The organism is Sphingomonas sp. PP-F2F-A104-K0414, assembly GCF_004340945.1.
Lineage (GTDB): Bacteria > Pseudomonadota > Alphaproteobacteria > Sphingomonadales > Sphingomonadaceae > Sphingomonas.
Genome location: NZ_SLYD01000001.1, coordinates 106,525 through 133,194, shown reverse-complemented (window position 1 = coordinate 133,194; position 26,670 = coordinate 106,525). Strand labels below are relative to the sequence as shown.

Below are 26,670 nucleotides of genomic sequence, written 5' to 3'. Positions count from 1 at the left end.
GCGCGGCTTCTCATGAAGATCATTGGTCGATTGCTGCACGGCGAACAGGACCGGCTGGCGGGGACCGACGCGCTCGCAGTGCGACCGTGGCCATGCCCGTCAGATCAGCTACACGCTGGCAGATGACAGCACCGATCCTGTACAGCTTCCGCCGCTGCCCCTTTGCGATGCGCGCACGCCTGGCGTTGCTGATCGCCGGAGTGGAGGTCGAACTTCGCGAAGTGGCGTTACGGGCCAAGCCGGCGGCAATGCTCGCGGTATCGGCCAAGGCTACGGTTCCGGTGCTGGTGCTGACAGACGGCCGGGTTATCGACGAGAGCCTCGACATCATGCGATGGGCATCGGCCGAAAGCGGTAATGCCGGTTGGATGACGCCCGACGACGCGGCGCTGGTTGCCGACAACGACGGGGCGTTCAAGCACCATCTGGATCGCTACAAATATGCCGATCGGTATCCCGACGATCCGACCGACCACCGGGCCGAAGCGAACCGATTCCTGCAACGGCTCGATGCACGGCTTGGCAGAAGCGCGGCGTTGGCCGGAGAACGGTTGTCGACCGTCGATCTCGCGATACTCCCGTTCGTCCGGCAGTTCGCCGAAACCGACCGGAAGTATTTCGACGCGCTGCCGATTGCCGATCTGCAACGCTGGCTGACCGATTTCCTGAGCTCGCCGCTGTTCGCGCGCGCGATGGTCCGGTTTGCGCCCTGGCAACCCGATCATCCGGCGATCATGTTTCCCGCGCGGTCTTCCGGATAATGCTGACTTGGCGGAAGAGGTGGGATTCGAACCCACGGAGGGCTTGCACCCTCGCTGGTTTTCAAGACCAGTTCCTTAAACCACTCGGACACTCTTCCAAGTCAGTCGGTGAGCGCATCTAGGCGGTGCACGGTCGGTTCGCAACACCTGCGCTATCTGGGCAGGCGAGCGGCTCTACGTGTTGCGCGAAGGCAGCGCCGACGGCATGACGATCGCATGGACCTCGACGCAATCTCGCATCATTTTTTCGGCACGACCGATATCGACACCCTCGATCCCGATGCACTGCAGGCAGGGCGGGACCGCCTCTCGCTTGCATTCGGGACCGAGCGGGAGTCGGGGCGGCGGTTTGCGTTATGGACCGTTCTTCGCGCGACTGGCGAGGCGCCTGCGCCGCACCTCGCCTTCAAGGATCCACGCGAACGGCGTGCGGCGGAGATGTATGCAAGCATGTTGAGCCAGTCCGACGAGGCGGACGACTGATGAGGCGGGCGACTGGGGTCAGGCTGCTCGACGAGCCTCGAGTGCCTGGTCGATACGCCGGATCAAGTCCGCGATCGGCGGCCGCTCAAAGGCTGGATACTCGATTTCGCAAGGCGCAGGCGCGCGCATCCGGTTGCCGACCAGCGTGAAAATATCCTGTTGGCGTGCCATTGGTCCAATCCCTTCGCTCCCGGGATCATGCCCGCTAACCGTTAACCAAAGGTTGGCGGCAAAACGCCGAGCGGGTTCAAAGGCATAGAGCTGGCGGGTCGATGGGGAGCGGAGGGATAAACTTTCGCAGGGACGCGTTGAGCAGCGATACCCCCCCAGCGAAAGATTAGCCATGCACATCGACCTGACGGGCCAGGCCGCGATCGTTACCGGCGCGAGTTCGGGACTCGGCCGCGCCTCCGCCATCGCCTTTGCCAAGGCCGGCGCGAAGGTCGCGGTCAACTACAACAGCAGCGCGGATAAGGCGCGCGAGGTGGTCGAGGCGATCGAGCAGGCAGGTGGCGAGGCGTTCGCCTGCGAAGCGGACACGTCGGACGAGACGGCGGTGCTGAAACTGTTCGACGAGACGGTCGAGCGGTTCGGCGGCGTCGACATCGTCTTCGCGAACGCGGGCATGCAGAAGGACGCGGCCTATGCCGACCTGACGCTGGAGGACTGGAAGCGCGTCATCGACGTCAACCTGACCGGGCAGTTCCTCGTCTCGCGCGAAGCCGTGCGCCGGTTCCGCAAGCAGGGTGATCGCGGGTTCAGCCGGTCGATCGGGAAGATCCTGTTCATGAGCTCGGTGCACGAGGTCATCCCCTGGGCGGGCCACGCCAACTACGCCGCGTCGAAGGGCGGCAGCGGGATGTTGATGCGGACGCTCGCGCAGGAGATCGCCGGCGACCGCATCCGCGTGAATGGCATCGCCCCCGGCGCGATCGCGACCGAGATCAACGAGGACGCGACCGCCGACCAGGACAAGCTGCTCGAACTCATCCCCTATGGCCGGATCGGCGATCCCGAGGACGTCGCGCGCGCCGCGCTGTTCCTGGTGTCGGATGCTGCGGACTATATCGTCGGATCGACGCTCACCATCGATGGCGGCATGAGCCTGTATCCCGGCTTCCGCGATAATGGATAAGCATGGCATATCGATCGCCGATCACGGCGCGATCGGTAATCTGGAGACGATCGCGCTGGTCGATACGGCGGGCACGATCGACTATCTCTGCTGGCCGTGCCTCGACAGCGCGTCGGTCTTCGCGCGGCTGCTCGACGGCGACAAGGGCGGGCATTTTTCGGTCGAGCCTGATCTACCCGATGCGAACATCGTCCAGATGTACCTGCCCGAGACCAACATCCTGCTGACCCGCTGGATGGCGAATGCGGCGAGCGTCGATCTGGTCGACCTCATGCCGGTCGGCAACGACAAGGACGACGCGCCGTCGCGGCTGGTCCGGCGGCTGACCTGCACGCGCGGATCGGCGACGGTCCGCGTCCGCTGTGCGCCGCGGTTCGACTATGGCGTGATGGGACGCAAGGCCTCGGTCACGACCACCGGCGTCGACGTGTCGCGCGGGCGGTTCGATCACGAGAGCGGCCTCGCGCTGGCAGTTCACGGCGCAGCGACTCTCGTAGCAGATGGGTGCGACCTGACTGCCGAGATCCACCTGAACGAAGGCGACACCGTCTCGCTGATCCTCAGCAACCCCGACGACGTCTCGCTCGATACCGAGGCGCTCGATGCGATCGTCGAGAAGGACACCGCCTATTGGCGCGCGTGGAGCCGCAAGTCGCGCTACCGTGGCCGCTGGCGCGAGACCGTCGAGCGCTCGGCGATGGCGCTGAAACTGCTGACCTCGCGCAAGCACGGCTCGATCGCCGCCGCCGCGACCTTCGGCCTGCCCGAAGCACATGGCGGCGTCCGCAACTGGGATTACCGCGCGACATGGATCCGCGACTCCTCGTTCACCGTCTACGCCTTGCTGCGGCTGGGCTATCAGGGCGAGGCAGTCGGCTTCCTCCACTGGGCGATGGACCGCGCGCAGGCGTGTTCGAAGGGTCATCTCGGCGTGATGTACGCGCTCGACGGCGGCGAGATCGCCGACGAACGCAAATTGGACCTCGCCGGGTTCGAGGGCGCGACGCCGATCGTCGTCGGCAACGAGGCGAAGGACCAGACGCAGCACGACATCTACGGCGCGCTGCTCGACGCGACCTATCTCGGCAGCAAATATGGTGAACCGATCGCGCATGACTCGTGGGTCGCGATCTCGCGGATCGTCGATCAGGTCTGCGAGACGTGGGACACGCCGGACTCGGGCATTTGGGAGGTCCGCGGGCCGAACAAGCATTATCTCCACTCGCGGTTGATGAGCTGGGTCGCGGTCGATCGCGCGGTGCGGCTGGCGCAGAAGCGCTCGCTCCCCGCGCCGCTGGTCCGCTGGTCAGAGACGCGGACGGCGATCCACGACGATATCTGGGCGAACTTCTGGAACGACGATCTCGGCCGCTTCGTCCGCGCGATCGGCGATGCGCCCGAGGATCTGGCGGTCGACGGCGCGTTGCTGATGATGCCGCTGGTCCGCTTCGTCGGCGCGACCGATCCCAAGTGGCTCGCGACGCTGGAGGCGATCGGCGCGGACCTGTCGGACGACGGGCAGGTCTATCGCTACCGGATCGACGACGGCTTGCCGGGGCAGGAGGGGACGTTCGTCGCCTGCTCGTTCTGGTACGTCGAGTGCCTGGCGCGGGCCGGACGGCTCGACGAGGCGCGGCTGAACTTCGAGAAGCTGCTCGCGCACGGCAACCATCTCGGCCTGTTCGCGGAGGAGATCGCGCAGGACGGCAGCTTCCTCGGCAATTTCCCGCAAGGCTTCAGCCATTTGGCGCTCATCAGTGCAGCCTTCTACCTTGACCGTGCGCTCGACAGCGACGGTCCGCGCGAATGGGCATGACAATTTTCACTGGTGTAAGGACGACAGCATGAACCTCGATATCGCAGGCAAGATCGCACTCATCACCGGCGCGGACAGCGGCATGGGCAAGGAAACCGCCCGGATGCTGCTCCAGGAAGGCGTCCGCGTCGCGATTACCGACCAGCCCGGCGGCGACCTCGACGCGAGTGTCGAGGACCTGAAGGCACACGGCGAGGTGATCGCGGTCGAGGCCGACCTGACCAAGCTCGACGATGTTAAGGCGTTGTTCGCCAAGGTACACGCGCAGCTCGGCGAGCCCGACATCCTGGTCAACTGCGCGGGCGTGACCGGCGCGACCGGCGACTTTCTCGACGTCGACGATGCCGGCTGGCAGTCGACGCTCGACATCAACCTGATGGGCGCGGTGCGGGTGTGCCGCGAGGCGATCCCGGCGATGCGCGCCGCCAAATGGGGCCGCATCGTGCTGATGAGTTCAGAGGACGCGGTGCAGCCCTATGTCGACGAGCTCGCCTATTGCGCGTCGAAGGCGGGGATTTCGAGCCTGTCGAAGGGGCTTTCCAAGGCTTACGGGTGCGACAACGTGCTGGTGAACACCGTCTCGCCCGCGTTCATCGCCACGCCGATGACCGATAAGATGATGCGGAAGCGCGCCGACGAAAAGGGCATGAGCTTCGACGAGGCGATCGAGACGTTTCTGGAAGAGGAACGTCCCGGGATGACGCTCAAGCGCCGCGGCAAGGCGGAAGAGGTGGCCTCGGCGATCCTGTTCCTGTGCTCGGAGCGGGCCAGTTTCATCAACGGTGCGGATATTCGGGTGGATTCGGGTTCGGTGATGACCGTCGCTGGTTAAACAAGAAGGCCAAACCTGTTCCCCCGCGGAGGCGGGGGCCCTGGATCTCAAACGATATCGCTCGTAACCCTGGACCCCCGCCTCCGCGGGGGAACGGGAAGGTGGCGGGGCTAGGCGGCCTGCCTTACCCCTCGAACAAGTCCTTAAACTGCCGCGGCTGCGACCGCAGATACTGGTTCGGCGCCTTCACCTTACCGCCGAGATGCGCCGCCGCGTGCCAAGGCCAGCGTGGATCGTAAAGAATTGTCCGCGCCAGCGCGATCATGTCCGCATCGCCCGTCCCGACGATCGCCTCGGCCTGCTCGAAATCGGTAATCAGCCCGACCGCGACGACCGGGATCGACACCGCCTGCTTCACCGCGCGCGCGAGCGGCACCTGATAGCTCGGGCCCACAGGGATCTGCTGCGCCGGGGTCATACCGCCGCTCGACACGTGGATCGCACTGCACCCACGCGCCTCCAGCGCCTTCGCGAACGCCACCGTCTGCTCCGAATCCCAACCGCCCTCGGCCCAGTCGGTCCCCGACACGCGCATCGTCACCGCGCGCTCGGCGGGAAACGCAGCCCGGACGGCGTCAAACAATTCGAGCGGGAAGCGCATCCGGTTCTCGAGACTGCCGCCATACTCGTCCTCGCGCCGGTTCGACAGCGGCGACAGGAACTCGTGCAGCAGATAGCCATGCGCCGCATGCAACTGCACCGCGTCGATCCCGAGCCGCGCCGCGCGCACCGTCGCCGCCACGAACGCATCGCGCACCCGTGCCAGCCCCTCGGCGTCGAGCGCGACCGGCGCGTTCTCCTCGGGCAGGAACGGCACCGTCGAAGGCCCCTCGGTCTGCCACCCGTTCGGCTCGCCCGGTGCAATCTGGAGTCCGCCCTTCCACGGCACCTCGCACGACGCCTTCCGCCCGGCATGCGACAACTGGATCGCGATCGGCATGTCGGACCAGCGCCGCACGCTCTCGATCACCCCAGCCATCGCCGCCTCGGTCGCGTCGTCGTACAGCCCGACGTCGCCATGCGTGATCCGACCCTCGGACAGCACCGCGCTCGCCTCGATCGTCAGCAGCGCCGCGCCCGACAGCGCGAGCTGGCCGAGGTGAATCTGGTGCCAGTCGTTCATGCAGCCGTTGGTCGCCGAATACTGGCACATCGGCGCGATCACGATCCGGTTGGCGAGCGTCAGGTTGCCGACCTGAAGCGGCTCGAACAGTTTCGGCCCGCTCATGCGAGGATAGATCGGATGGTGTAAGGCATGTGCATGTCCTTGATACGTAGAAGAGTGCGGCGAAAACTCGCTGCTGCTTGCGGAACATAGGAACGGGCGGGCGGGTTTCATGGCAAGGAATGCTGCACCGCGATAAAGCCGCGCGCGCAGCGACGATTACGACACGAAAAGGGTCCTCGCATTGCATCTACTGCCCGACACGCTCGACGCCGGCTCGGCCTATCCCCTCGGCGCGACCTTCGACGGCCTCGGCGTCAACTTCGCGGTCTATTCCGCCAATGCCGAGAAGATCGAACTGTGCGTCTATGACGAGACCGGGCGCCGTGAGCTTAAGCGCTATCCGCTGCCCGAATGGACCGACGAAGTCTGGCACGGCTACCTCCCCGACGCACAGCCCGGCCTCGTCTACGGCTTCCGAGCGCACGGCCGGTACGCGCCCGAGGAAGGCCATCGCTTCAACCCGAACAAGCTGCTGCTCGATCCCTACGCGAAGCAGATGATCGGCGAACTCCGCTGGACCGACGCGATGTACGGATACCAAGTGAAGTCGCCGCGCGCTGACCTGAGCTTCGACAAGCGCGACAGCGCACTGACGATGCCCAAGGGTGTCGTGACCGACAGCCATTTCGACTGGTCGCGCGACGTGCGGCCGAACACGCCCTGGTCCGAGACGGTGATCTACGAGGCGCATACCAAGGGCCTGACCAAGCTGTTCGAAGAGGTCCAGCCGTCTGAGCGTGGCACCTTCGCGGCGCTCGGCAACCCCAAGGTCATCGATCACCTCAAGCGCCTCGGCGTCACCGCGATCGAGCTGCTGCCGATCCACACCTACATCCAGGACCGCTTCCTCCAGGAAAAGGGTCTGCGCAATTACTGGGGCTACAACACTCTCAATTTCTTCACGCCCGAGCGCTCGTTCTTCGCGACCGACAGCCACGACGAACTCCGCCGCTCGATCCGCCGCCTCCACGCGGCCGGGATCGAGGTGATCCTCGACGTCGTCTACAACCACACCTGCGAAGGCTCCGAACAAGGCCCGACGCTATCCTGGCGCGGGCTCGACAACGCGAGCTATTACCGCCTCGTCAAGGACGACCCGCGCTATTCGATCAACGACACCGGCACCGGGAACACGCTGAACCTCACAAAGGCGCGCGTGATCCAGATGGTCGCGGACTCGCTGCGGTATTGGGCGACCAGCTTCGGCATCGACGGCTTCCGCTTCGATCTAGGGCTGACGCTGGGGCGGACGGACACCGGCTTCGATCCCGGCGCGGGCTTTTTCGACGTACTCCGCCAGGACCCGGTGCTCGGCAGGCTGAAGCTCATCACCGAGCCCTGGGACATCGGCCCCGGCGGCTATCAGCTCGGCAACTTTCCCCCCGGTTTCGCCGAGTGGAACGACAAGTACCGCGACACCGTGCGCAAATTCTGGCGTGGCGACCACGCGCAGCGCGCCGATCTCGCCGCGCGCCTGACGGGCTCGGCCGATCTGTTCGACCGCCGCGCACGCCGCCCCTGGGCCAGCGTCAACCTGCTCGGCGCGCATGATGGCTACACGCTTGCCGACACCGTCGCCTACGAGGAACGCCACAACGAAGCGAACGGTGAAGACAACAACGATGGCCACTCGAACAACTGCTCACGCAACTGGGGCGTCGAAGGCCCGACCGAGGACCCCGCGATCCTCGAGACCCGGGCGCGCGTGATGCGCTCGATGCTGACCACGCTGTTCGCGTCGCTCGGCACGCCGATGCTGGTCGCGGGCGACGAGTTCGGCCGTACGCAGAACGGCAACAACAACGCGTATTGCCAAGACAACGAGATCAGCTGGCTCGATTGGGAGAAGGCGAAGTCTCCCGAAGGCGATGCGCTGATCGACTTCACCGCGCGGCTGATCGCGCTCCGCCGCGACTATCCGATGCTCCGCGCTGGCAACTTCCTCTACGGTGAAGATACGCCCGCGGAAGGCCTCAAGGACATCGAATGGTGGGACGAGCGCGGCCTGCAACTCACGTCCGAGGATTGGGAGAACACCAACGGCCGTGCTCTGGTGATGCGTCGCGCCTGCGAGCGGGACTCGGGTGAGGTGCAGGTGATCTCGCTGTTCCTGAACGCCTCGGAAGGTCCGCTGACCTTCCACATGCCGCCCCCGGCCGAGGTAGAGCGCACGGTGTTGATCGACAGCAGCAGGCCCGACCAGCTGGCGACGCCGATCAAGGACAGCTATGAGCTCCCCCCGCAGGGTGCGGCGTTGCTGACCTAGACGATCGCAGCAGCATGATGGCCTGGGGACCTACGCTCGCCGAAGACGGGACGACCTTCCGCTTCTGGGCACCCGATCGCGATGCGGTGACGCTGGAGATCGCCGATGGCGACGCGGTTCCCATGAGCAGCGAGGGGGAGGGCTGGTTTAGTGCTAAGGCCCCGGTCGGTGCGGGCGCACGGTACCGGTTCCGACTTGCGGACGATCTGACTGTTCCCGATCCGGCTTCGCGTGCACAGGACGGCGGCGTTCATGGTTGGAGCGTGGTCGTCGACCAAACCTATGACTGGCGGACCCCAGACTGGCACGGCCGATCGTGGGAAGAGATGGTCATTCAGGAAGTCCATGTCGGCGCGCTCGGCGGTTTCGCAGGCGTAGCGGACCACCTCTCGGCGATCGCCGCGCTCGGCATCACCGCGATCGAACTGATGCCCGTCAACGCGTTCGGCGGCACCCGCAATTGGGGCTATGACGGCGTGCTCCCCTACGCCCCCGCCGAAAGCTACGGAACGCCCGACGAGTTGAAAGCGCTGGTCGATCGCGCCCACGAGCTCGGCTTGGCCGTGTTCCTCGACGTGGTTTACAATCACTTCGGCCCCGATGGAAACTACCTTAGCGCCTATGCGAAGGGCTTCTTCCATCCCGAAGTCGACACCCCCTGGGGCGGCGCGGTCGCGGTCGACCAGGCGCCGGTCCACCGCTATTTCGTCGACAATGCGCTGATGTGGCTGAACGACTACAAGTTCGACGGCCTTCGCTTCGACGCGGTCCACGCGATCGAGAACGACGATTTCCTCGACGCGATGGCCGCCGAACTGCGCGAGAAGACAAAAGGTCGTCACGTCCACCTCGTCCTTGAGAACGAGGGCAACGACGCAGAGCGCCTCCACCCCGCCGCGTTCGATGCGCAGTGGAACGACGATTTCCACAACGTCCTTCACGTCCTGCTCACCGGCGAGACCAGCGCCTATTACGCCGACTTCGCCGACCGCCCCGCCGAACGCCTCGCGCGCTGCCTCGGCGAAGGCTTCATCTACCAGGGGGAGGGCTCACCCAACCACGACGGCAAGCCGCGCGGCAAGCCCAGCGCACACCTGTCGCCGACCGCGTTCGTCGCGTTCCTGCAAAACCACGACCAGATCGGCAATCGCGCGATGGGCGAGCGCCTGACGCTGCTTGCCGACGCCCAGAAGCTGCGTGCTGCCACTGCGTTGCTCTTACTCGGCCCGCAGATCCCGCTGCTGTTCATGGGCGACGAGCATGGCAGCGAAAGCCCGTTCCTGTTCTTCACCGATTTCCACGACGACCTCGCCGACGCGGTGCGCGAAGGCCGGCGCAAGGAATTCGCCAAGTTCGCCGCCTTCGCCGATCCCGAAGCACGCGAGGCGATCCCCGACCCCAACGCGCACGAAACCTTCCTTCAATCGCGAGCACGGCCCGGCGCCGATGCGGCCGAGTGGCAGGACCTGTACCGAACCCTGCTTAAGATCCGACACGAGCAGATCATCCCTCGCCTGCGTAACACGACCACGATCGGTGCCGAGGTGATCGGCGAGGGGGCGGTCGTTGCGCGCTGGAAAATGGGTGACAGCGCAATCCTGACAATTGCGCTCAACCTCGGCGACGATGTCGTTGATTTTCCAGCGATAGAGGCTTCGCCGATCTTCGCCGATAATGAACCGGGGGAGGGGGCCAGCGTGGCAGTATGGCTGGATCGATGAGCAGCCTCCGAGCACTCGCTGTCGCGGCCGGCATGCAACCCGAATGGCAGGACGCAGCGGGTCGTCGCCATACCGTCGCCGACGGCGCGTTACAGGCGATCCTGGATCGTCTCGGCCACCCTTCCGCGAGCAAAACGCAGATCGCCGCCAGCCTCGCCGCGATCGACGCGCGAGACGCGCAGGGTGTCCGTTTCCTGTCCGTCGATGTGGGAGACCCGATCCGGCTGGCATCGAAGGTATCAGGCAAAGCCGAACTTACGTTCGAAGACGGTACGACGCGCTCCGTCACGGTTGATGACAGCACCTTAAGTCCGATAGGGAGGTGCGGCTACCACAAGCTTGAAATCAATTGCGAAGTCATCGACATTCTCGTCGCGCCGCGCCGCTGCTACACGATCGCCGATGCGCTACCGGGCCGCAAACTCTGGGCGCCCGCCGTCCAGATCCCGAGCCTGCGCACCGATGCGCCCAAGGCGTTCGGTGACTTCGTTTCGCTCGCAGACGCCGCCCGAGCCTTTGGCCAGCGCGGCGGCGATGCCCTCGCGATCAGTCCGACGCACGCGTTGTTCCCCGCCGACGCCAGCCGATACAGCCCTTACGCACCCTCAAGCCGGCAGTTCCTCAACGGGCTCTACGGCGACCCGGCGGCATTTGGTGCAAAGTTCGACAGCCGCGACTGCCCCGAACTGATCGACTGGCACGCCGCGATCCCCGAAAAGCTCGCGCGACTACGCAAGAGCTTCGACCAAGTGCTTCCACAGATTGAAGAAACCCTGACAACGTTCAGGCGACAAGGTGGCGACGACCTCGAACGCCATGCCGAGTTCGACGCCCTCCACGCGCACTTCTTCGCGACCACCGGTGCACGCGGCTGGCAGCAATGGCCGACCGAGTATCACGATCCTGCTAGCCCTACCGTCCGCCGCTTCGCCACGGAGCATGCGGACGACGTCACGTTCTACATTTTCCTCCAATGGCTAGCGCGGCGCGACCTCGACGCCGCGCATACGGCCGCCAAGGACGCCGGCATGGCGGTCGGGCTCATCGCCGATCTTGCCGTGGGCATGGACCCGGGCGGCAGTCATGGCTGGAGTCGCCGCCGCGACCTGCTGACCGGCCTGTCGATCGGCGCACCGCCCGATCCGCTCGGGCCGGATGGGCAAAGCTGGGGCATCACCGGGTTCGATCCGCAAGCGCTGCGGGATACCGCCTTTGCCCCGTTCATTGCTACGATCCGCTCAGCGCTCACACACGCCGGCGGCATTCGGATTGACCACGCGTTCGGCCTTCGCCGCCTCTGGATCGTCCCCGAAGGCGCCTCAGCCGCAGAGGGCGCGTATCTGGACATGCCGTTCGACGACATGATGCGGATCATCGCCATGGAATCGCAGCGGGCGAAGGCGATCGTCATTGGCGAAGACCTCGGCACCGTTCCCGACGGGTTCCGCGAGGGGATGGACGCGCGCGCGATGCTCGGGATGCGCGTGCTCTGGTTCGAGCGCGATACAGACGGCTTCGTGCCCCCTGCGCAATGGTCGGCGGATGCGGTCGCAATGACCGGTACGCACGATCTGGCGACGATCGCTGGGTGGTGGAGCGGCCGCGACATCGACTGGACGTGGGAACTCGGCCGTAAGTCCGACGCGCCAGACGAACCCGCCGACCGCGCCGCTCGTGCCGAAGACCGCGCCGCACTCTGGTCCGCTTTCGACACGGGCGCCAAACAGCCATCGCTCGAAGATACCGACCCGGTCGTCGACGCCGCGATCGCGCATGTCGCCGGCACGCCCTGCGCGCTGGCGATCATACCCATTGAGGACCTCGCTGGGCTGATCGAGCAACCGAACCTCCCCGGCACGATCGACGAACATCCCAATTGGCGCCGTCGCATGCCCGACACGACCGAGACGCTCCTGCAACGTCCCGACGTCGCCACCCGCATCGCCACGCTCAACGCCGCGAGACCATCATGACCCCCCGCGCAACCTATCGCTTCCAGTTCCACAAGGACTTCACCTTCGCCGACGCGGAAGCGCTGGTGCCGTATCTCGACGCGCTCGGGATCAGCCACCTCTACGCCTCGCCAGTCACTACCGCCCGCAGTGGTTCGACGCATGGCTATGACGTCGTCGATCCGACCCGGATCAATCCCGAACTCGGCGGCGAAGAGGCCTTTCGCCGCCTTGTCACAGCGCTCCGGTCGCGCGGTATGGGCGTCATTATCGACATCGTGCCCAACCACATGGGCGTTGCCGGTGGTGAGAATGCGTGGTGGAATGATGTTCTAGCACACGGTGAAACCAGCGAATTCGCCCGCTACTTCGACATCGACTGGCGTGAGAAGCTCGTGCTCCCGATCCTCGGCGATCCGCTCGCCGAAACGCTGGCCAGCGGCGCGCTCAAGGTCGAGCAGGTCGACGGCCGCTATGTCCTCGAAGCGTACGGCGAACACCGCCTGCCGATCCGCGACGAAGATCAGCCCACCGCAGCGACCGACGATATCGCTGCGCTGGTCGATCGCCAGCATTACCGTCTCGCCTCCTGGCGCGTCGCGAATGACGAACTCAACTGGCGACGGTTCTTCACGATCAACGACCTCGCCGGCCTCCGCGCCGAAGACCCCATCGTGTTCGAGGCGACGCACGCACTGTATTTCCGCCTGTACGCCGAGGGCCTGATCGACGGCGTCCGCGTCGATCACGTCGACGGGCTGACCGACCCCGCGGGCTATTGCCGTCAGCTCCGTGCGAGGTTCGATGCGATCGAGCGTCCTGCCGATGTGCCACCCGGCCCCGCCTACATCGTCATCGAGAAGATCCTTGCCGACGGCGAACCGCTCAGCACCGACTGGGGCGTCGACGGCACCAGCGGGTACGACTTCATGGAGCAGGTCACGGCCTTGCTCCATGCCCCCGCCGGCGCCGAACCGCTCGCCAAACTTTGGGCGGACATAAGCGGGAGGTCTGCCGACTTCGCGCCCGAGGAACTGCGCGCGCGACAGGAATTGCTAGCGTGGCAGTTCGATGGCCAGCGCCGCCGCTGCGTCGACACCTTTGTCGCGCTCGCTCGATCGACGCCCGAATGTGATGGCCTAACGCGTGGTATGCTCGACCGCGCGATCGAGCGCCTACTGTGGGTCTTCCCCGTCTATCGTACCTATGGGACGGGCGATGCCGCCCCGGCAGCGGACGCTGCGATCCGCGAGACAGTCCGCCAACGCGTCGCGCAGTTCGTTCCGCCGGGCGAGGACGCAGTCGTCGAGCGGATCCTCGCATGGCTGGCAGGCGAGGGACCCGCCGATGCAAAGCTCGCCGCCGAGGCGGTGCGGAAGTTCCAGCAACTCTCCGCGCCTATCGCCGCCAAGGCGGTCGAGGACACCGCGTTCTATCGCTACGGCCGCCTGCTCTCGCGCAACGACGTTGGGTTCGACGCCGCTCGCATGTCGCTCGAAATCGACGACTTCCACGCGGCTATGGTCGAGCGCGCCCGCGATTGGCCGGCGGCCATGCTTGCGACCGCCACGCATGACCACAAGCGGGGCGAAGACGTCCGTGCACGGCTCGCGGTGCTGAGCGAAGTTCCCGACCTCTGGCGCGCGCGCGTGGAACGATGGCGCGAACTTGCCGCGCCGTTTGACGATGGGGTCGATCCCGCCGACGCGTATATGCTGCTCCAGACGCTGTTCGGCGCTTGGCCCGAGCGCCTGACTGGATCGGATACAGAAGGATTGTCGGACTTTGCCGAGCGGATCGTCGCGTGGCAGGAAAAGGCGTTGCGTGAGGCCAAGCTGCGCTCGTCCTGGGAGGCGCCGGACGAGGCGTATGAGAACCGCTGTCACGGGCTGGCACGCGCGCTGCTCGATCCCGAGCGATCGCCGGCTTTCCTCGACGACATTACCGCGTTCGTCGGGCGGATCGCACCCGCGGCGGCGACGAACGGCCTTGCGCAGGTCGCGCTGCGCTACACCGTTCCTGGCGTCCCCGATCTGTATCAGGGCACGGAGATCGCCGACCTGAGCCTGGTCGATCCCGACAACCGTCGCCCGGTCGATTACGCGCAGCTTCAGGCTTCGCTCGCCGCTGATACGCCAGCGAAGATGGCGCTGATCCGACAGCTTCTCGCGCTGCGAAGGACGCATCCGACGGTGTTCTCGGAGGGACGTTACGAGCCCATCGCGTTAAGCGGTATCCGCGCCGACCACGCCATTGCGTTTTGTCGGATCGGTGCGGATGCAATTTTGCGGTGCGTGATCCCGCTACGCTGTGCCGAGCGCTATCTCGACCGGATCGACGCCCGCGACTGGTGGGGCGACACCGCGCTCGCATCTGGCGAAGCGCTCGCCGATCTGCTCGGCGAGCGTTCCGTGTCGATCGAGATGCTGCCCGCGAAAAGCTGAGCGATCAGCGGCCTGCGAGATAGTGGGCGAGCGGGTCGATCATGTCCTCCGGGATGCGGCGGGCGATGACCGGCATCGTCGACTGCGATTTGCGAGCATCGACCACCGTCTCTTCGCCGCGCCAGTTGCGGAGGCGTTGCGCGATGTAGCTGGCGCGCTGGCCGGCGAGAACAGGGTAGGGCTTGCCGGGGGCGTGGCAGCTCGCGCAGGCGGGGAGCTGGACTTTCGGCAGTCCCTCACGGTCAATCCTGGCGGCTTCGGTCGAGCCTGAGGATGTTGCCCGGCCAATGCCCGGCATCGCGGCGAAGTGATCCGCCAGCCGGGTCATTTCATCAGGCGTCAGCGTCGCGGCGGCGTTCGCCATCACTGCGCTCTGGCGCTTGCCCGTCGCATAGGCCTCCAGCGCCGCGCGGAGATACGCCGGGCTCTGGCCGCCGAGCACGGGCATGTCGGGCTGGCCTCGGCCACGTCCGTTTGCGCCGTGACAACCGGCGCAGGTCGCGATCTTCGCATCGGCGACACCAGGCACTTCGGTCAGCGAGCGATAGGTCGCGGGCGTCATTTCGGGGAGCAGGCGGACGAAGGCGACCATGCGGCGAACTTCGTCGTTGCGGTCCTTGGCGGCCCAGCCGGGCATGCCGGTGTATTTGACGCCGTGCTTGAGGATCCAGAAGATCTGCTTGTCGGTCCACTCGCGCGCGTTGATCGAAAGGTTCGGGGCAGGGGGCGTCGCGGCCTGCATCACGGGTAGCGGGCGGACGCCGGGCGCGCCGTGGCACGAGGCGCAGCTTGCCTTGAACAGGCCGGCGACGCTGACGAGGCCTTCGTTCGCCTTGGGATCGTCGGGGGCGGTGACCGCGGCGTAGGTGCGAACCGAGTTGCGCATCGTCCAGTGGAGGAACCAGTCGGTGATCTTCCAATGGCCCGACGAGGCGGCGATGTTGAACACGCCCGACCAGGCGAACAACAGCCCGGCGAGCGCCAGCGCGACGATGGCGGCGGCGGCGCGCGCCCAAGTAATCCGGATCGTCATGCGGTCGCGCTCCGTGTCTTCAACAGTCCGCCGAGCATGGCTAGCCCGCCGATGAAATAGCTCGCCGCGCCGACCATCAGCATGACGACGCCGCCAAGTTGCTGGTCTTCGAGCGCGTCGAGGCCGTGTGTTGCCGGGTGCATTGCCATCATTGCGTAGAGCGGTCGGGGGGCGAGACCGATCAGCGCTCCGAGCAGGGTCATGTGCATCGAGGTCAGCAACAAGGCTGCCACGCCTGAGGCGCGACGGTCGGTCGCACCGCCAATGCGCGTCCCGAGCACAGCGCTCCACAGGAGGACGCCCGCAATGAGGAAGCTCGCCTGTTCGATGAGTAGCGCGAGGGGTTGCATGTCGACGCGGAGTCTCAGTGCCGGGAGGTGCCAGAGCCAGACGACGACGAGTTCGACGAGCGACATCGCGAGCGGGGTCACGACCGTCGGCCAGCGCTCGGCGGGATCGAAGCTGCTCCCGGCAACCCCGTATGCGAGGAACGGCGCGGCGACGGCGACCGCTATCATGTGACCCGCCATGTGGCCGACCATCCCGAGCGGTGCGGCGGCGAAGGCCCAGCCGAGCGGGACTAGCGCGGCGCCCAGTGCGAGGCTCGCGCGTCTCATCGGCAATCGCCGAAGATGATGACCGGGAGCGCCGTGAAGATCACCGCAACGAAGCTCAGGCCCGCCAGCAACCGCGTCGACAGCGCCAGAAAACGGAGCCGGTCGATTGCGGTGCCCTGTTCGTGCGGCGGCGGATCACCAGGTGTCTCCGACTGGACCCGCGCGATATAGCCCGCCGCGACGATCCCCAGCAGCGCGACGATCGTAGCGATCAGCGTTGCGAGCGGGAAGCCGTTCAAGGCAGTCCCCGGGGTCGGTGATTTCGCGCAGGTTACCGCGACCCACAGGTAGCAGAACAGGAAATGCACGGCCCAGATCGTCGGCGGGACGATCAGCGTCCACAGCGTGACCTTCAGGTCGCGCGCCCAATGCTTCTTCATGCGACACCCGGGAACAGGCCGATCGTGCAGAACGTCACGATGGCCGTCAGCGCGAGAAAGTGGTGGTACACGGTGATGTTGCGCAGGTCTGCGTCATAGACCGGCGTCATCTTCCCCGCGAGGCTGCGCGCAAGCGTGTAGGCCTGCATGATGACTCCGATCGCGGCATGCACCGCGGTCCAGATCGCCAGCGTCCAGACGATCGCGGGATAGACGTGGAGCTCGGGATCGAGCCCCGAATACCAAGGCCCGGCAAGCCCGGCGAACAGGCTCGCCAGCGTCGCGACGATCCCGACGACCAGCAGTGCACGACCCGCACCGACGTTGCCGCGCCGGTGCACTTCGCGCGCGCCGACGGTCGCGGCCCAGCCGGTCAGCGTCAGCGCCAACGCAACCATCGGCCAGAACACGCCCGGGCCGTTGAGTCCCACGCCGCTCGGTGGGAAATCGTTGTGGATCGTCCAGAAGAAGAAATAGCCGAACACGAGCCCCGAGAACGCGGTCGCGTCCGCCATCATCGTGATGAACATCGCCCACCAGCCCGGCGCCGACGGCCCGGAGGTATAGAGCGGCACCTCGATGCCGTGGCCGATATGCTTGGTCGGCTTTTCGGGGATCTCGGCGGTGCCGGTCCACAGCCACCACAGCACGCACGCGACCGTCGCGACGCCGCTGACCGCCGACCAGATATACAGGTGGTAGGTCGTCAGGATGAACACGCCCGCCAGCGCGACCGCGGTCATCATCGGCTTTACGCTCGGCGTACCCAGGCGGATCACCTGCACCGGGCGCGCGTCGAGCACGGAGGTGACAATGGACTCGCGCCGCATCTCCTCAGCGTCGGGCAGGAAGAAGCGGCCCTCGTCGACCTTCTGGACGAAGTTCTTCTGGTCCCAGATCGGATAGCGGCTCTCAATCAGCGGCACCGAACGGATACCCCAGTCCTCGTCGTCCGGATGCGCAAGCCACTCCAGCGTGCCGGCGTTCCAGGGATTGCGTGGGGCCTTCGGACGACGCGGCGACAGTGCGAGGTCGATGCAGACGATCACCACGCCGAGCGCGAACATGTACGACCCGATCGTCGAGGCAAGGTTCAGCCCGCCAATCCCTAGCTCCTCGGGATAGGTGAACACGCGCCGCGGCATGCCGAGCAGGCCCGACAGATGCATCGGGAAGAACGTCACGTTCATGCCCACGAACATGATCCAGAACGCGATCCGCCCCAGCCTGTCGCTGAGCTTCTTCCCGGTGATCAGCGGCCAGTAATAATACAGCCCCGCGAACAGCGGCAGCAGCGTGCCACCGATCAGCACGTAATGGAGATGCGCGACGATGAAATAGGTGTCGTGCGCTTGCCAGTCGAACGGCGCGACCGCCACCATCACGCCGGTCAGCCCGCCGATCACGAACACGGCGAGGCTGCCCGATGCGTAGAGCAACGGCGTCGATTTCTTGACGTTGCCCGCCCAGAGCGTCGCGATGAACACGAAGATCTGCACGCCGGTCGGGATCGCCACCGCTTCCGACGCCGCCGCGAAGAAGGCGAGGCTGATCTTCGGCAGCCCGGTCGTGAACATGTGGTGGACCCACAGCCCGAAGCTCAGGAACGCCGTCCCGACCGCGGCCAGCACGATCCACGGATAGCCGAGCAGATGCCGTTGCGCGAAGGTCGGGATCAGCATCGCGAACAGCGCGATCGACGGCAGGAAGACGATGTAGACTTCCGGATGCCCGAAGATCCAGAACAGGTGCTGCCACAGCAGCGGGTCGCCACCCTTCTCCGCGTTGAAGAACGGCCAGTTGAGCAACCGCTCCATCTCGAACAGGACGTCGCCCGCGATCAGCGGCGGGAACGCGAACAGGATCATCACCGCGACGACCAGGATGTACCAGGCGTAGAGCGGCATCAGGTTGAGGCGCATGCCGGGCGGACGGCATTTCAGCACGCCGACGATAAGCTCGACTGCGGCGGCGACCGACGACACCTCGATGAAGCTCAGCCCCAGCATCCAGATGTCCGCGCCGAGCCCGCTCAGGTCGGTCCGCGTCGTCAGCGGCGGATACATGAACCAGCCGCCATCGGGCGCCGCGTCGAAGAAGATCGAGCCCGACACGAACACGCCGCCAATCAGGAAGCTCCAGTATCCGAACGACGACAGCCGCGGAAACGGCAGGTCGCGTGCGCCGAGCAGCTGCGGCAAAAGGATGATCGACACCGCCTCGAACATCGGCACCGCGAACAGGAACATCATCATCGAGCCGTGCAGCGTGAACAGCTGGTTGAACGTGTTCGCCGTGACGAGATCGTTGTTCGGCACCGCCAGCTGCGTGCGCATGATCAGCGCGAGCACGCCTGCGAACAGCATGAAGCCGAACGCGGTCAGCGTGTACCACACGCCGATCCGGTTGTTGTTGACGTCGGTCCAGCGGAAGAACCAGCCCGACGGCGGCTTCCACACTTCACGCAGGCGATCCTCCTGGCCTTTCCGCACCGCAGGATCGTTCTGATCGGGCGCGACATAGGGGGTGCTCTCGGTGGTCATTTGAGCCCCTGAAGGTAGCTGGCGATTTGGTCGGCTTCGGCGGCCGACATCTGCGGGAAGGCGGGCATCCGCACGCCGGGCTTGGTCTTGCCCGGATCGCGTACGAAGCCGGAAATGTTGGCGTGAGTCATCGGCAGCACACCCGCGGCGAGTGTCGGGCGCGAGCCGAAGTGGGTGAGGTCGGGGCCGATCTTCGCGACCGGGCCGACGCCGCGGACGCTGTGACAACCGCTACAGCCATAGCTTGCGAACAGACGCGCGCCCGGCGACGCGGTAACGATAGCGGGCTTGCGCTGCTCGGCGAGCCAGCGCTCGAATGCGGCCGGCTCCATCGCGATCACGTCGAACGCCATCAGCGCATGGCCGAGCCCGCAGAACTCCGCGCAGACGCCGCGGTACGTGCCCGCCTTGGTCGCGCGGACGACGAGGCGGTTGGTGCGGCCGGGGATCATGTCCATCTTGCCGGCCAGCCCGGGCACCCAGAAGCTGTGGATGACGTCGGGGCTGCGCAGCGACAGTTCGACGGTGCGTCCGACGGGAAGGCGCAGTTCGTTCGCGGCCTCGACCACCGATCCGCCGGGCGGCGCATAGCGGACGCGCCACCAGAATTGCTCGCCCTCGACGCCGATGCGAAGATCGCCGTTGGCCACCTCGCGCGGGCGCATCGCGGGGAGGGCGTAGAGCAGCAGGCCGAGCAGCAGGATTGAAGGGCCGATGCCGCCGAGCCACAGCACCAGCTTCATGCCGCCCTGGTGTGTCAGCCGCCCCTCGGGTGCGCGCATCGCGTGACGCATCAGCAACGCGAGCCCACCCGCGAGGATGATCGCGCCGATGACCAGAACGATGGTGATCGAGAGGACCTTGTCCGCTTCCTCGCCGAACGGCGCGAGCGTCGACTGGTGTCGGTTGCACGCTGCCAACAATGGCAGGCACGCGCCCACGGAAAGAAAAATAGCCTTCCGCATCATCACCTTGCCACCCTTTGGAAGGGGGTCCCCTAGCGGTGGGGGCGGGGCGGCGTAAACCCAAAAATGACAATTATTTCATGTATGGCCGGAGCGCTGTCGCTTATCTTCGATCAGGATGCGCCGTTGAACGGGGCTGGCTCCGCCCGGAGTCGATGCCGGAGCCTGCGCTCCGGCGTCCAGATCAGGCGGCGAACTGGTTCATCGTGTTGTGCGCGCCGCCGGCCTTCAACGCCGCCTCGCCCGCGAAATACTCCTTGTGGTCGTCGCCGAGATCCGAGCCGGACATGTTCTGGTGCTTCACGCAGGCGATGCCCTCGCGGATCTCCTTGCGCTGGACGCCCTTCACATAGCCGAGCATCCCAGCGTCGCCGAAATACTCCTTGGCGAGGTTGTCGGTCGAGAGTGCCGCAGTGTGATAGGTCGGCAGCGTGATGAGGTGGTGGAAAATGCCCGCGCGCTTGGCCGAGTCCGCCTGGAAGGTGCGGATGCGTTCGTCGGCTTCGTCGGCCAGCGCGGTGCCGTCATAGTCGACGCTCATCAGGCGTGCGCGATCATAGGCGGAGACGTCCTTGCCCTCTTCGACCCAGGCGTCGAACACCTGCTGGCGGAAGTTCAGCGTCCAGTTGAAGCTCGGCGAGTTGTTATAGACGAGCTTCGCGTTGGGCACGACTTCGCGGATGCGGTCGACCATGCCGGCGATCTGTTCGATGTGCGGCTTCTCGGTCTCGATCCAGAGCAGGTCCGCGCCATTCTGTAGCGACGCGATGCAGTCCATCACGCAGCGATCTTCGCCCGAGCCGGCGCGGAACTGGAACAGGTTGGAGGGCAGGCGTTTCGGGCGGAGCAGCTTGCCGTCGCGGTTGAGGATGACGTCGCCGTTCTGCGCGGTCGCCGGGTCGATCTCCTCGCAATCGAGGTAAGAGTTATACTGGTCGCCGAGGTCGCCGGCTGTCTTGCTGACCGCGATCTGCTTGGTGAGGCCCGCACCGAGCGAGTCGGTGCGCGTGACGATAATGCCGTCCTCGACGCCGAGTTCGAGGAACGCGTAGCGACACGCGCGGACCTTCGCGAGGAAATCCTCGTGCGGCACGGTGACCTTGCCGTCCTGATGGCCGCACTGCTTCTCGTCACTGACCTGGTTCTCGATCTGGAGTGCACACGCACCCGCCTCGATCATCTTCCGCGCGAGCAGGTACGTCGCCTCGGCATTACCGAAGCCCGCGTCGATGTCGGCTATGATCGGCACGACGTGCGTCTGGTGGTTTTCGATCGCGTTCAGCAGGCGCTGCTCCTCGATCGCGTTGCCGGCAGCGCGCGCGGCGTCGACCTCGCGGAACATCATGCCGAGTTCGCGTGCGTCGGCCTGGCGGAGGAAGGTGTAGAGCTCCTCGATCAGCGCAGGGACGCTGGTCTTTTCGTGCATCGACTGGTCGGGCAGGGGGCCGAACTCGCTCCGCATCGCCGCGACCATCCAGCCCGAAAGGTAGAGGTATCGGCGGTCGGTGGTGCCGAAGTGCTTCTTGATGCTGATCATCTTCTGCTGCGCGATGAAGCCGTGCCAGCAGCCGAGAGACTGCGTGTAGGTGGTGGGGTCGGCGTCGTAGGCGGCCATGTCCTTGCGCATGATCGCGGCGGTGTAGCGGGCGATGTCGAGGCCGGTGGCGAAGCGGTTCTGGAGCCGCATCCGCGCGACCGATTCTGGCGAGATCGCGTCCCAAGTGCCGTTCTGGTCGGCGATGAGGTTGGTGATCCGGGCGATGTGCGTCTGGTAGGTCACGGGCGATCCTTCGCTGCTGCGTTGATCGTCGTGTAGGGTTGTTGACAGGGTTTTGGTCGGGAATGCGGTTGGGGATGAGGTGTGGATGTCACTGGCAGCGGACGCGTCGTGTCGTTGTGTAAAGAAGATTACAGAACGGGATAGGCAGCCATGATACGAAAAAGGGCGCCTGGATTGCTCCGGGCGCCCTCTTCCAATTCACCGACGTGGCAAAGCCACGCCGTCGGTCGTCGCGGTTCGCGACGCCGGCCGGGCTTCGGCGTCTCGCGGTCAGCTTGCGCTGGCCGCGTGCGCCGTGCGCCTTACCCGCTGTAGTACATGTCATACTCGACCGGGCTAGGCGTCATCTCCCAACGCGCAACCTCAGCGTACTTGATCTCGACATAGCTCTCGATCTGATCCTTCGAGAACACGTCGCCCTTCAGCAGGAAGTCGTGATCCGCGAGCAGGCATTCGAGCGCCTCGCGGAGCGAGCCCGCGACGGTCGGGACCTGGGCGAGCTCTGCCGGCGGCAGGTCGTACAGGTTCTTGTCCATCGCTTCGCCCGGATGGATCTTGTTGAGGATGCCGTCCATGCCGGCCATCATCAGCGCCGCGTAGGCAAGATACGGGTTGGCCAGCGCGTCCGGGAAACGCACTTCGACGCGCTTCGCCTTGGGGCCGGTGCCGTACGGAATGCGGCACGATGCCGAGCGGTTGCGTGCCGAATAGGCGAGCAGCACCGGCGCTTCGTAGCCGGGGACGAGGCGCTTGTAGCTGTTGGTCGACGGGTTGGTGAACGCGTTGACCGCCTTGGCGTGCTTGATGATGCCGCCGATAAAGTACAGGCACATGTCGCTGAGGCCCGCATAGCCATTGCCGGCGAACAGCGGGGTCTTGCCTTCCCAGATCGAGAAATGCGTGTGCATCCCCGAGCCGTTGTCCTCCTTGATCGGCTTCGGCATGAACGTTGCCGTCTTGCCGTACGCATGCGCGACCTGGTGGACGACATACTTGTAGATCTGCATGCGATCCGCGGTCTGCGTCAGCGTGCCGAACGTCAGGCCCAGCTCATGCTGCGCGGCTGCGACCTCGTGGTGATGCTTGTCGCAGGGCAGGCCCATCTCGATCATCGTCGAGACCATCTCGCCGCGGATGTCGACGGCGCTATCGACCGGTGCGACCGGAAAATAGCCGCCCTTGGCGCGCGGACGGTGGCCGAGGTTGCCGCCCTCGTACTCGCGACCCGAATTGCCCGGCAGCTCGATGTCGTCGATCTTGTAATAGCTGGTCGAATAGCTGTTCTCGAAGCGGACGTCGTCGAACATGAAGAATTCGGCTTCGGGGCCGACATACACGGTGTCGCCGACGCCGGTGGTCAGCAGATACGCCTCGGCGCGCTTGGCGGTCGAGCGCGGATCGCGTGAATACAGTTCCCCGGTCGACGGATCGGCGATGTCGCAGATCAGGATCATCATCGGCGTCGCCGAGAACGGATCGACATAAACCGCGTCGAGATCGGGCTTGAGCGTCATGTCGCTCTCGTTGATCGCCTTCCAGCCCTCGATCGACGAACCGTCGAACATCAGGCCGTCGGTCAGCTCGTCTTCGCCGATCAGGCTCGCGACCATCGTCAGATGCTGCCACTTGCCCTTGGGATCGGTGAACCGCAGATCGACCCACTCGATCTCCTGGTCCTTGATCATATTGAGAACGTCGGAGGCCGAATTCGCCATGATGCTTGCCCTTCGTTTTGAGATTTCCGCCGCATCATGCGGGGAATCTAATTGCGGTATGGAACGGGATTTCCACACAATGTTGCGTCGCGTCAAATGACGATGTCGTCACTCGTCGTCAACGCAATATGCGTGGTTCGAAACTAGATTGCGTCGTCGTCGCGCTCGCCAGTGCGGATGCGGAGCGCGCTCTCGACCGGGATGACGAAGATCTTGCCGTCGCCGATCCGGCCGGTCTGTGCGGCGGCCGCGATCGCCTCGACGACGCGTTGCGCGAGACCGTCCTCGACGACGACCTCGAGCTTCACCTTGGGCAGGAAGTCGACGACGTATTCCGCGCCGCGATACAGTTCGGTGTGGCCCTTCTGCCGGCCGAAACCCTTGGCCTCGGTCACGGTGATGCCGCTCACGCCGATCTCGTGCAGCGCTTCCTTCACCTCATCCAGCTTGAACGGCTTGATGATGGCTTCGATCTTTTTCACAGGTACGCCCCCGATTGTTGAAACCTTCGCCCTTTCAGACGAGCTGTACGCCCTGAAGGGCGCCTTGCACCAAGCGTGCCAGCCGCGGCGCCCTCGGGCAACCGCGGAATATCGTTGATTTCACTGCCCGAAATTGCGGCACCTTGGCGGTGCGTGCGCAATCCAAGGGCAGGGGCGCCGATCTCAGGATCTCGTGCAGCCGCGCAATCGGACGGCCGAGCCGGACGCCCTTGTCGGTCTCGACCAGCGGGCGTTCGATCAGCAGCGGGTCGATCATCATCGCATCGAGGATCGCCTCGGCGTCGCCATGCTTGACTGCCTTGGCGCCGTCCTCGGCCATGCGGAGCCCCTGGCGCGGCGTCATGCCGGCGCGGTCGTAGAGACGGACGAGTTCCGCGCGGGAGGGCGGGGTCTTGAGGTATTCGACGATCGTGACATCCGCTCCGGCGTCTTGCAGCAGCGCGAGCGCCTCGCGGGACTTGGAGCAACGCGGGTTGTGGTAGATCGTCGCCTTCACGAATGCTCCGTAATCATCTGACGCCCCGTCATCCCGCTCTACCTCCGTCATCCCAGCGAAAGCTGGGATCTCCCCGTTCGGGTCGCACCGCAAACCAAGCGAGAGATCCCAGCTTCCGCTGGGATGACGGGTGAGGTGGGGCGGCCGTTAAGCCCCCTGTTTGGCGAGCCACTCTTCCAGCCACTTGATCGTGTACGCGCCTTCCTGGAACTCAGGATCGTCGAGCAGCGCACGGTGCAGCGGGATCGTCGTCGTCACCCCCTCGATCACCATCTCCTCGAGCGCACGCCGCAATCGGCGCAGCGCACCCTGCCGAGTCGTCCCGTAGACGATCAGCTTGGCGATCATCGAGTCGTAGTAAGGCGGCACGCGATACCCGGCATACAGCCCGCTATCGACGCGGACGTGCATCCCGCCCGGTGCGTGATACACCTTCACCAGCCCCGGTGACGGCGCGAACGTGCGCGGGTCCTCGGCGTTGATGCGGCATTCGATGGCATGGCCCCGGAACTGGACGTCTTCCTGGCAGAGCGTCAGCGGATGACCCTCGGCCACGCGGATCTGCTCGCGCACGAGGTCCAGCCCGGTGATCATCTCGGTCACCGGATGCTCGACCTGGAGCCGGGTGTTCATCTCGATGAAGTAGAATTCGCCCGCTTCCCACAGGAACTCGATCGTCCCCGCGCCGCGATAGCCCATGTCGGCCATCGCCTTGGCGACGATCCCGCCCATCCGCTCGCGCTCTTCGGCGGTGATGATCGGCGATGGCGCTTCCTCGAGCACTTTCTGGTGGCGGCGCTGCAACGAGCAGTCGCGCTCGCCCAGGTGGATCGCGTTGCCATTGCCGTCGCCGAAGATCTGGAATTCGATATGCCGCGGATTGCCGAGGTATTTTTCCATGTAGACGGTGGCGTCGCCGAACGCGGCCTTTGCCTCGCTGCCGGCCTGCTGCATCTGCGTTTCGAGATCGGCGGCGTCGTTGACGACCTTCATCCCGCGACCACCGCCGCCTGATGCCGCCTTGATGATCACCGGATAGCCGATGTCCTCGGCGATCCGTTTGGCCTCAGCGATGTCGCTGATCGCACCGTCCGAACCGGGGACGAGCGGCAGCCCGAGAGCGCCAGCGGTACGCTTGGCTTGGACCTTGTCGCCCATCGTGCGGATGTGCTCGGGCTTCGGCCCGACGAACAGGATGTTGTGCAGCTCGACGATCTCCGCGAACTGCGCGTTCTCGCTGAGAAAGCCGTAGCCGGGATGGATCGCGTCCGCGCCCGAGATTTCGGCGGCCGAGATGATGTTCGGGATGTTCAGATAGCTGTCCGCGGCGGACGGCGGTCCGATGCAGATCGCCTCGTCCGCCAGCCGGACGTGCATCGCGTCGGCGTCGGCGGTCGAGTGCACCGCGACCGTCTTGATGCCCATCTCGTGGCAGGCACGATGGATCCGCAGCGCGATCTCGCCACGATTCGCAATGAGCAGCTTCTTGATTTGCGGCATTATTCCACCACGACCAGCGGCTGGTCGAACTCGACCGGCTGGCCGTTCTCGACCAGGATCGCGGTCACGGTACCGGCCGACGGCGCGACGATCGTGTTCATGACCTTCATCGCCTCGATGATAAGCAATGTGTCGCCCGCATTGACCTTCTGGCCGACGGTCGAGAACGGCTTCGCCTCGGGGTTGGCGGCGAGATAGACCGTGCCGACCATCGGCGACTTGACCGCGCTGGCGCTGATCGCCGGAGCGGACGCGCCGACCTCGGCCTGCGGGATCGACAGCGGCGCGGAAACGGGGGCCGGGGCGGGCGCCTGCGCGTAATGCGCGACGGGGGCAGCCTGAGCGGCCTTGCGCGCGACGCGAATACGGCGCGAGCCGTCCTCGACCTCGATCTCGGTCAGCTGCGTGGTGTCGAGCAGTTCGGCGAGCTGGCGTACCAGGGTCACGTCGACCTGCATCGCGCCTGTTGTTTCTGGTGTATCGTTCATGGCGGGGCCTCC

At 65.5% G+C, this 26,670-nt stretch carries 21 protein-coding genes, 1 tRNA gene and 1 pseudogene; 9 read left to right on the top strand and 14 right to left on the bottom strand.

Features of this window, described 5'->3' with window-relative positions; translation table 11 throughout:
* Window positions 1-122: 122 nt before the first annotated feature.
* Window positions 123-761, top strand: coding sequence for a glutathione S-transferase (locus C8J46_RS00650; RefSeq protein WP_132734115.1), 639 nt, complete (start codon window positions 123-125; stop codon window positions 759-761).
* An 8-nt stretch (window positions 762-769) separates the two neighbouring features.
* On the opposite strand, the gene C8J46_RS00645 is transcribed toward C8J46_RS00650, so the two are convergent.
* Window positions 770-859: transfer RNA gene (locus C8J46_RS00645), tRNA-Ser, on the bottom strand.
* Between the two features lie 118 nt (window positions 860-977).
* Between C8J46_RS00645 and C8J46_RS00640 the strand changes: the two genes are divergently transcribed.
* Window positions 978-1,244: a hypothetical protein gene (locus C8J46_RS00640; protein WP_132734113.1), complete on the top strand. Its 267-nt coding sequence runs from the start codon at window positions 978-980 to the stop codon at window positions 1,242-1,244.
* An 18-nt stretch (window positions 1,245-1,262) separates the two neighbouring features.
* Here C8J46_RS00640 and C8J46_RS20645 read toward each other — a convergent pair whose 3' ends face one another.
* Window positions 1,263-1,415, bottom strand: coding sequence for a hypothetical protein (locus C8J46_RS20645; protein WP_165886423.1), 153 nt, complete (start codon window positions 1,413-1,415; stop codon window positions 1,263-1,265).
* A gap of 172 nt (window positions 1,416-1,587) precedes the next feature.
* Here C8J46_RS20645 and C8J46_RS00635 point away from each other — a divergent pair, with 172 nt between their 5' ends.
* The 3 genes from C8J46_RS00635 to C8J46_RS00625 are packed head-to-tail and all read left to right on the top strand — an operon-like array spanning window position 1,588 to window position 5,027.
* On the top strand, window positions 1,588-2,379 hold the full coding sequence (locus C8J46_RS00635; RefSeq protein ID WP_132734111.1) for a glucose 1-dehydrogenase: 792 nt from the start codon (window positions 1,588-1,590) through the stop codon (window positions 2,377-2,379).
* Window positions 2,372-4,195 carry a glycoside hydrolase family 15 protein gene (locus tag C8J46_RS00630; RefSeq protein WP_132734109.1) on the top strand — a complete coding sequence of 608 codons (1,824 nt, stop codon included), beginning with the start codon at window positions 2,372-2,374 and terminating at the stop codon, window positions 4,193-4,195. Before C8J46_RS00635 ends, C8J46_RS00630 begins: the two co-directional genes overlap by 8 nt.
* Before the next feature lie 28 nt (window positions 4,196-4,223).
* Window positions 4,224-5,027, top strand: coding sequence for an SDR family oxidoreductase (locus tag C8J46_RS00625; protein WP_132734107.1), 804 nt, complete (start codon window positions 4,224-4,226; stop codon window positions 5,025-5,027).
* A 124-nt stretch (window positions 5,028-5,151) separates the two neighbouring features.
* Here C8J46_RS00625 and C8J46_RS00620 read toward each other — a convergent pair whose 3' ends face one another.
* Complete coding sequence (locus tag C8J46_RS00620; RefSeq protein WP_132734105.1) at window positions 5,152-6,255, bottom strand: NADH:flavin oxidoreductase/NADH oxidase; 1,104 nt, start codon at window positions 6,253-6,255, stop codon at window positions 5,152-5,154.
* Window positions 6,256-6,436: 181 nt separating this feature from the next.
* Here C8J46_RS00620 and glgX point away from each other — a divergent pair, with 181 nt between their 5' ends.
* From glgX to treY, 4 genes are read left to right on the top strand one after another with little or no spacing between them, the layout of a single operon-like run.
* The gene (glgX, locus tag C8J46_RS00615; RefSeq protein ID WP_132734103.1) at window positions 6,437-8,521 is read left to right on the top strand and encodes a glycogen debranching protein GlgX; all 2,085 of its coding nucleotides are present in this window, start codon (window positions 6,437-6,439) and stop codon (window positions 8,519-8,521) included.
* Between the two features lie 17 nt (window positions 8,522-8,538).
* Window positions 8,539-10,242, top strand: a complete 1,704-nt coding sequence (gene treZ, locus C8J46_RS00610) for a malto-oligosyltrehalose trehalohydrolase (protein ID WP_243643144.1) — start codon at window positions 8,539-8,541, stop codon at window positions 10,240-10,242.
* Window positions 10,239-12,215 carry a 4-alpha-glucanotransferase gene (gene malQ / locus C8J46_RS00605; protein WP_132734099.1) on the top strand — a complete coding sequence of 659 codons (1,977 nt, stop codon included), beginning with the start codon at window positions 10,239-10,241 and terminating at the stop codon, window positions 12,213-12,215. Before treZ ends, malQ begins: the two co-directional genes overlap by 4 nt.
* Window positions 12,212-14,638 carry a malto-oligosyltrehalose synthase gene (gene treY / locus C8J46_RS00600; protein ID WP_132734097.1) on the top strand — a complete coding sequence of 809 codons (2,427 nt, stop codon included), beginning with the start codon at window positions 12,212-12,214 and terminating at the stop codon, window positions 14,636-14,638. Before malQ ends, treY begins: the two co-directional genes overlap by 4 nt.
* A gap of 4 nt (window positions 14,639-14,642) precedes the next feature.
* Here the strand turns inward: treY and C8J46_RS00595 are convergent, their stop codons facing one another.
* From C8J46_RS00595 to accB, 11 genes and pseudogenes are all read right to left on the bottom strand, one after another.
* Complete coding sequence (locus tag C8J46_RS00595; RefSeq protein ID WP_132734095.1) at window positions 14,643-15,671, bottom strand: c-type cytochrome; 1,029 nt, start codon at window positions 15,669-15,671, stop codon at window positions 14,643-14,645.
* Window positions 15,668-16,288, bottom strand: a complete 621-nt coding sequence (locus C8J46_RS00590; RefSeq protein ID WP_132734093.1) for a cytochrome c oxidase assembly protein — start codon at window positions 16,286-16,288, stop codon at window positions 15,668-15,670. Before C8J46_RS00590 ends, C8J46_RS00595 begins: the two co-directional genes overlap by 4 nt.
* On the bottom strand, window positions 16,285-16,668 hold the full coding sequence (locus tag C8J46_RS00585) for a hypothetical protein (RefSeq protein ID WP_132734091.1): 384 nt from the start codon (window positions 16,666-16,668) through the stop codon (window positions 16,285-16,287). Before C8J46_RS00585 ends, C8J46_RS00590 begins: the two co-directional genes overlap by 4 nt.
* A complete protein-coding gene (gene ctaD, locus C8J46_RS00580; RefSeq protein WP_132734089.1) occupies window positions 16,665-19,211 on the bottom strand; it encodes a cytochrome c oxidase subunit I in 2,547 nt (848 codons plus the stop codon). Before ctaD ends, C8J46_RS00585 begins: the two co-directional genes overlap by 4 nt.
* Window positions 19,208-20,176: a cytochrome c oxidase subunit II gene (locus tag C8J46_RS00575; RefSeq protein ID WP_132734087.1), complete on the bottom strand. Its 969-nt coding sequence runs from the start codon at window positions 20,174-20,176 to the stop codon at window positions 19,208-19,210. The genes ctaD and C8J46_RS00575 overlap by 4 nt, the downstream gene beginning before the upstream one ends.
* A gap of 184 nt (window positions 20,177-20,360) precedes the next feature.
* Window positions 20,361-21,956, bottom strand: coding sequence for an isocitrate lyase (locus C8J46_RS00570; RefSeq protein ID WP_132734085.1), 1,596 nt, complete (start codon window positions 21,954-21,956; stop codon window positions 20,361-20,363).
* Window positions 21,957-22,258: 302 nt separating this feature from the next.
* Entirely contained in the window at window positions 22,259-23,671 is a 1,413-nt protein-coding gene (gene glnA / locus C8J46_RS00565; RefSeq protein ID WP_056490605.1) for a type I glutamate--ammonia ligase, read from the bottom strand.
* A 143-nt stretch (window positions 23,672-23,814) separates the two neighbouring features.
* Window positions 23,815-24,153: a P-II family nitrogen regulator gene (locus C8J46_RS00560; protein WP_055875939.1), complete on the bottom strand. Its 339-nt coding sequence runs from the start codon at window positions 24,151-24,153 to the stop codon at window positions 23,815-23,817.
* Between the two features lie 184 nt (window positions 24,154-24,337).
* Window positions 24,338-24,670 (bottom strand): annotated as a pseudogene (locus tag C8J46_RS00555) (arsenate reductase family protein); the annotation flags it as partial.
* 147 nt (window positions 24,671-24,817) lie between these two features.
* A complete protein-coding gene (gene accC / locus C8J46_RS00550) occupies window positions 24,818-26,170 on the bottom strand; it encodes an acetyl-CoA carboxylase biotin carboxylase subunit (protein ID WP_132734081.1) in 1,353 nt (450 codons plus the stop codon).
* Window positions 26,170-26,658 (bottom strand): acetyl-CoA carboxylase biotin carboxyl carrier protein, encoded by a 489-nt coding sequence (gene accB, locus C8J46_RS00545; RefSeq protein WP_132734079.1) that lies wholly within the window; start codon window positions 26,656-26,658, stop codon window positions 26,170-26,172. The genes accC and accB overlap by 1 nt, the downstream gene beginning before the upstream one ends.
* Window positions 26,659-26,670: the final 12 nt, after the last annotated feature.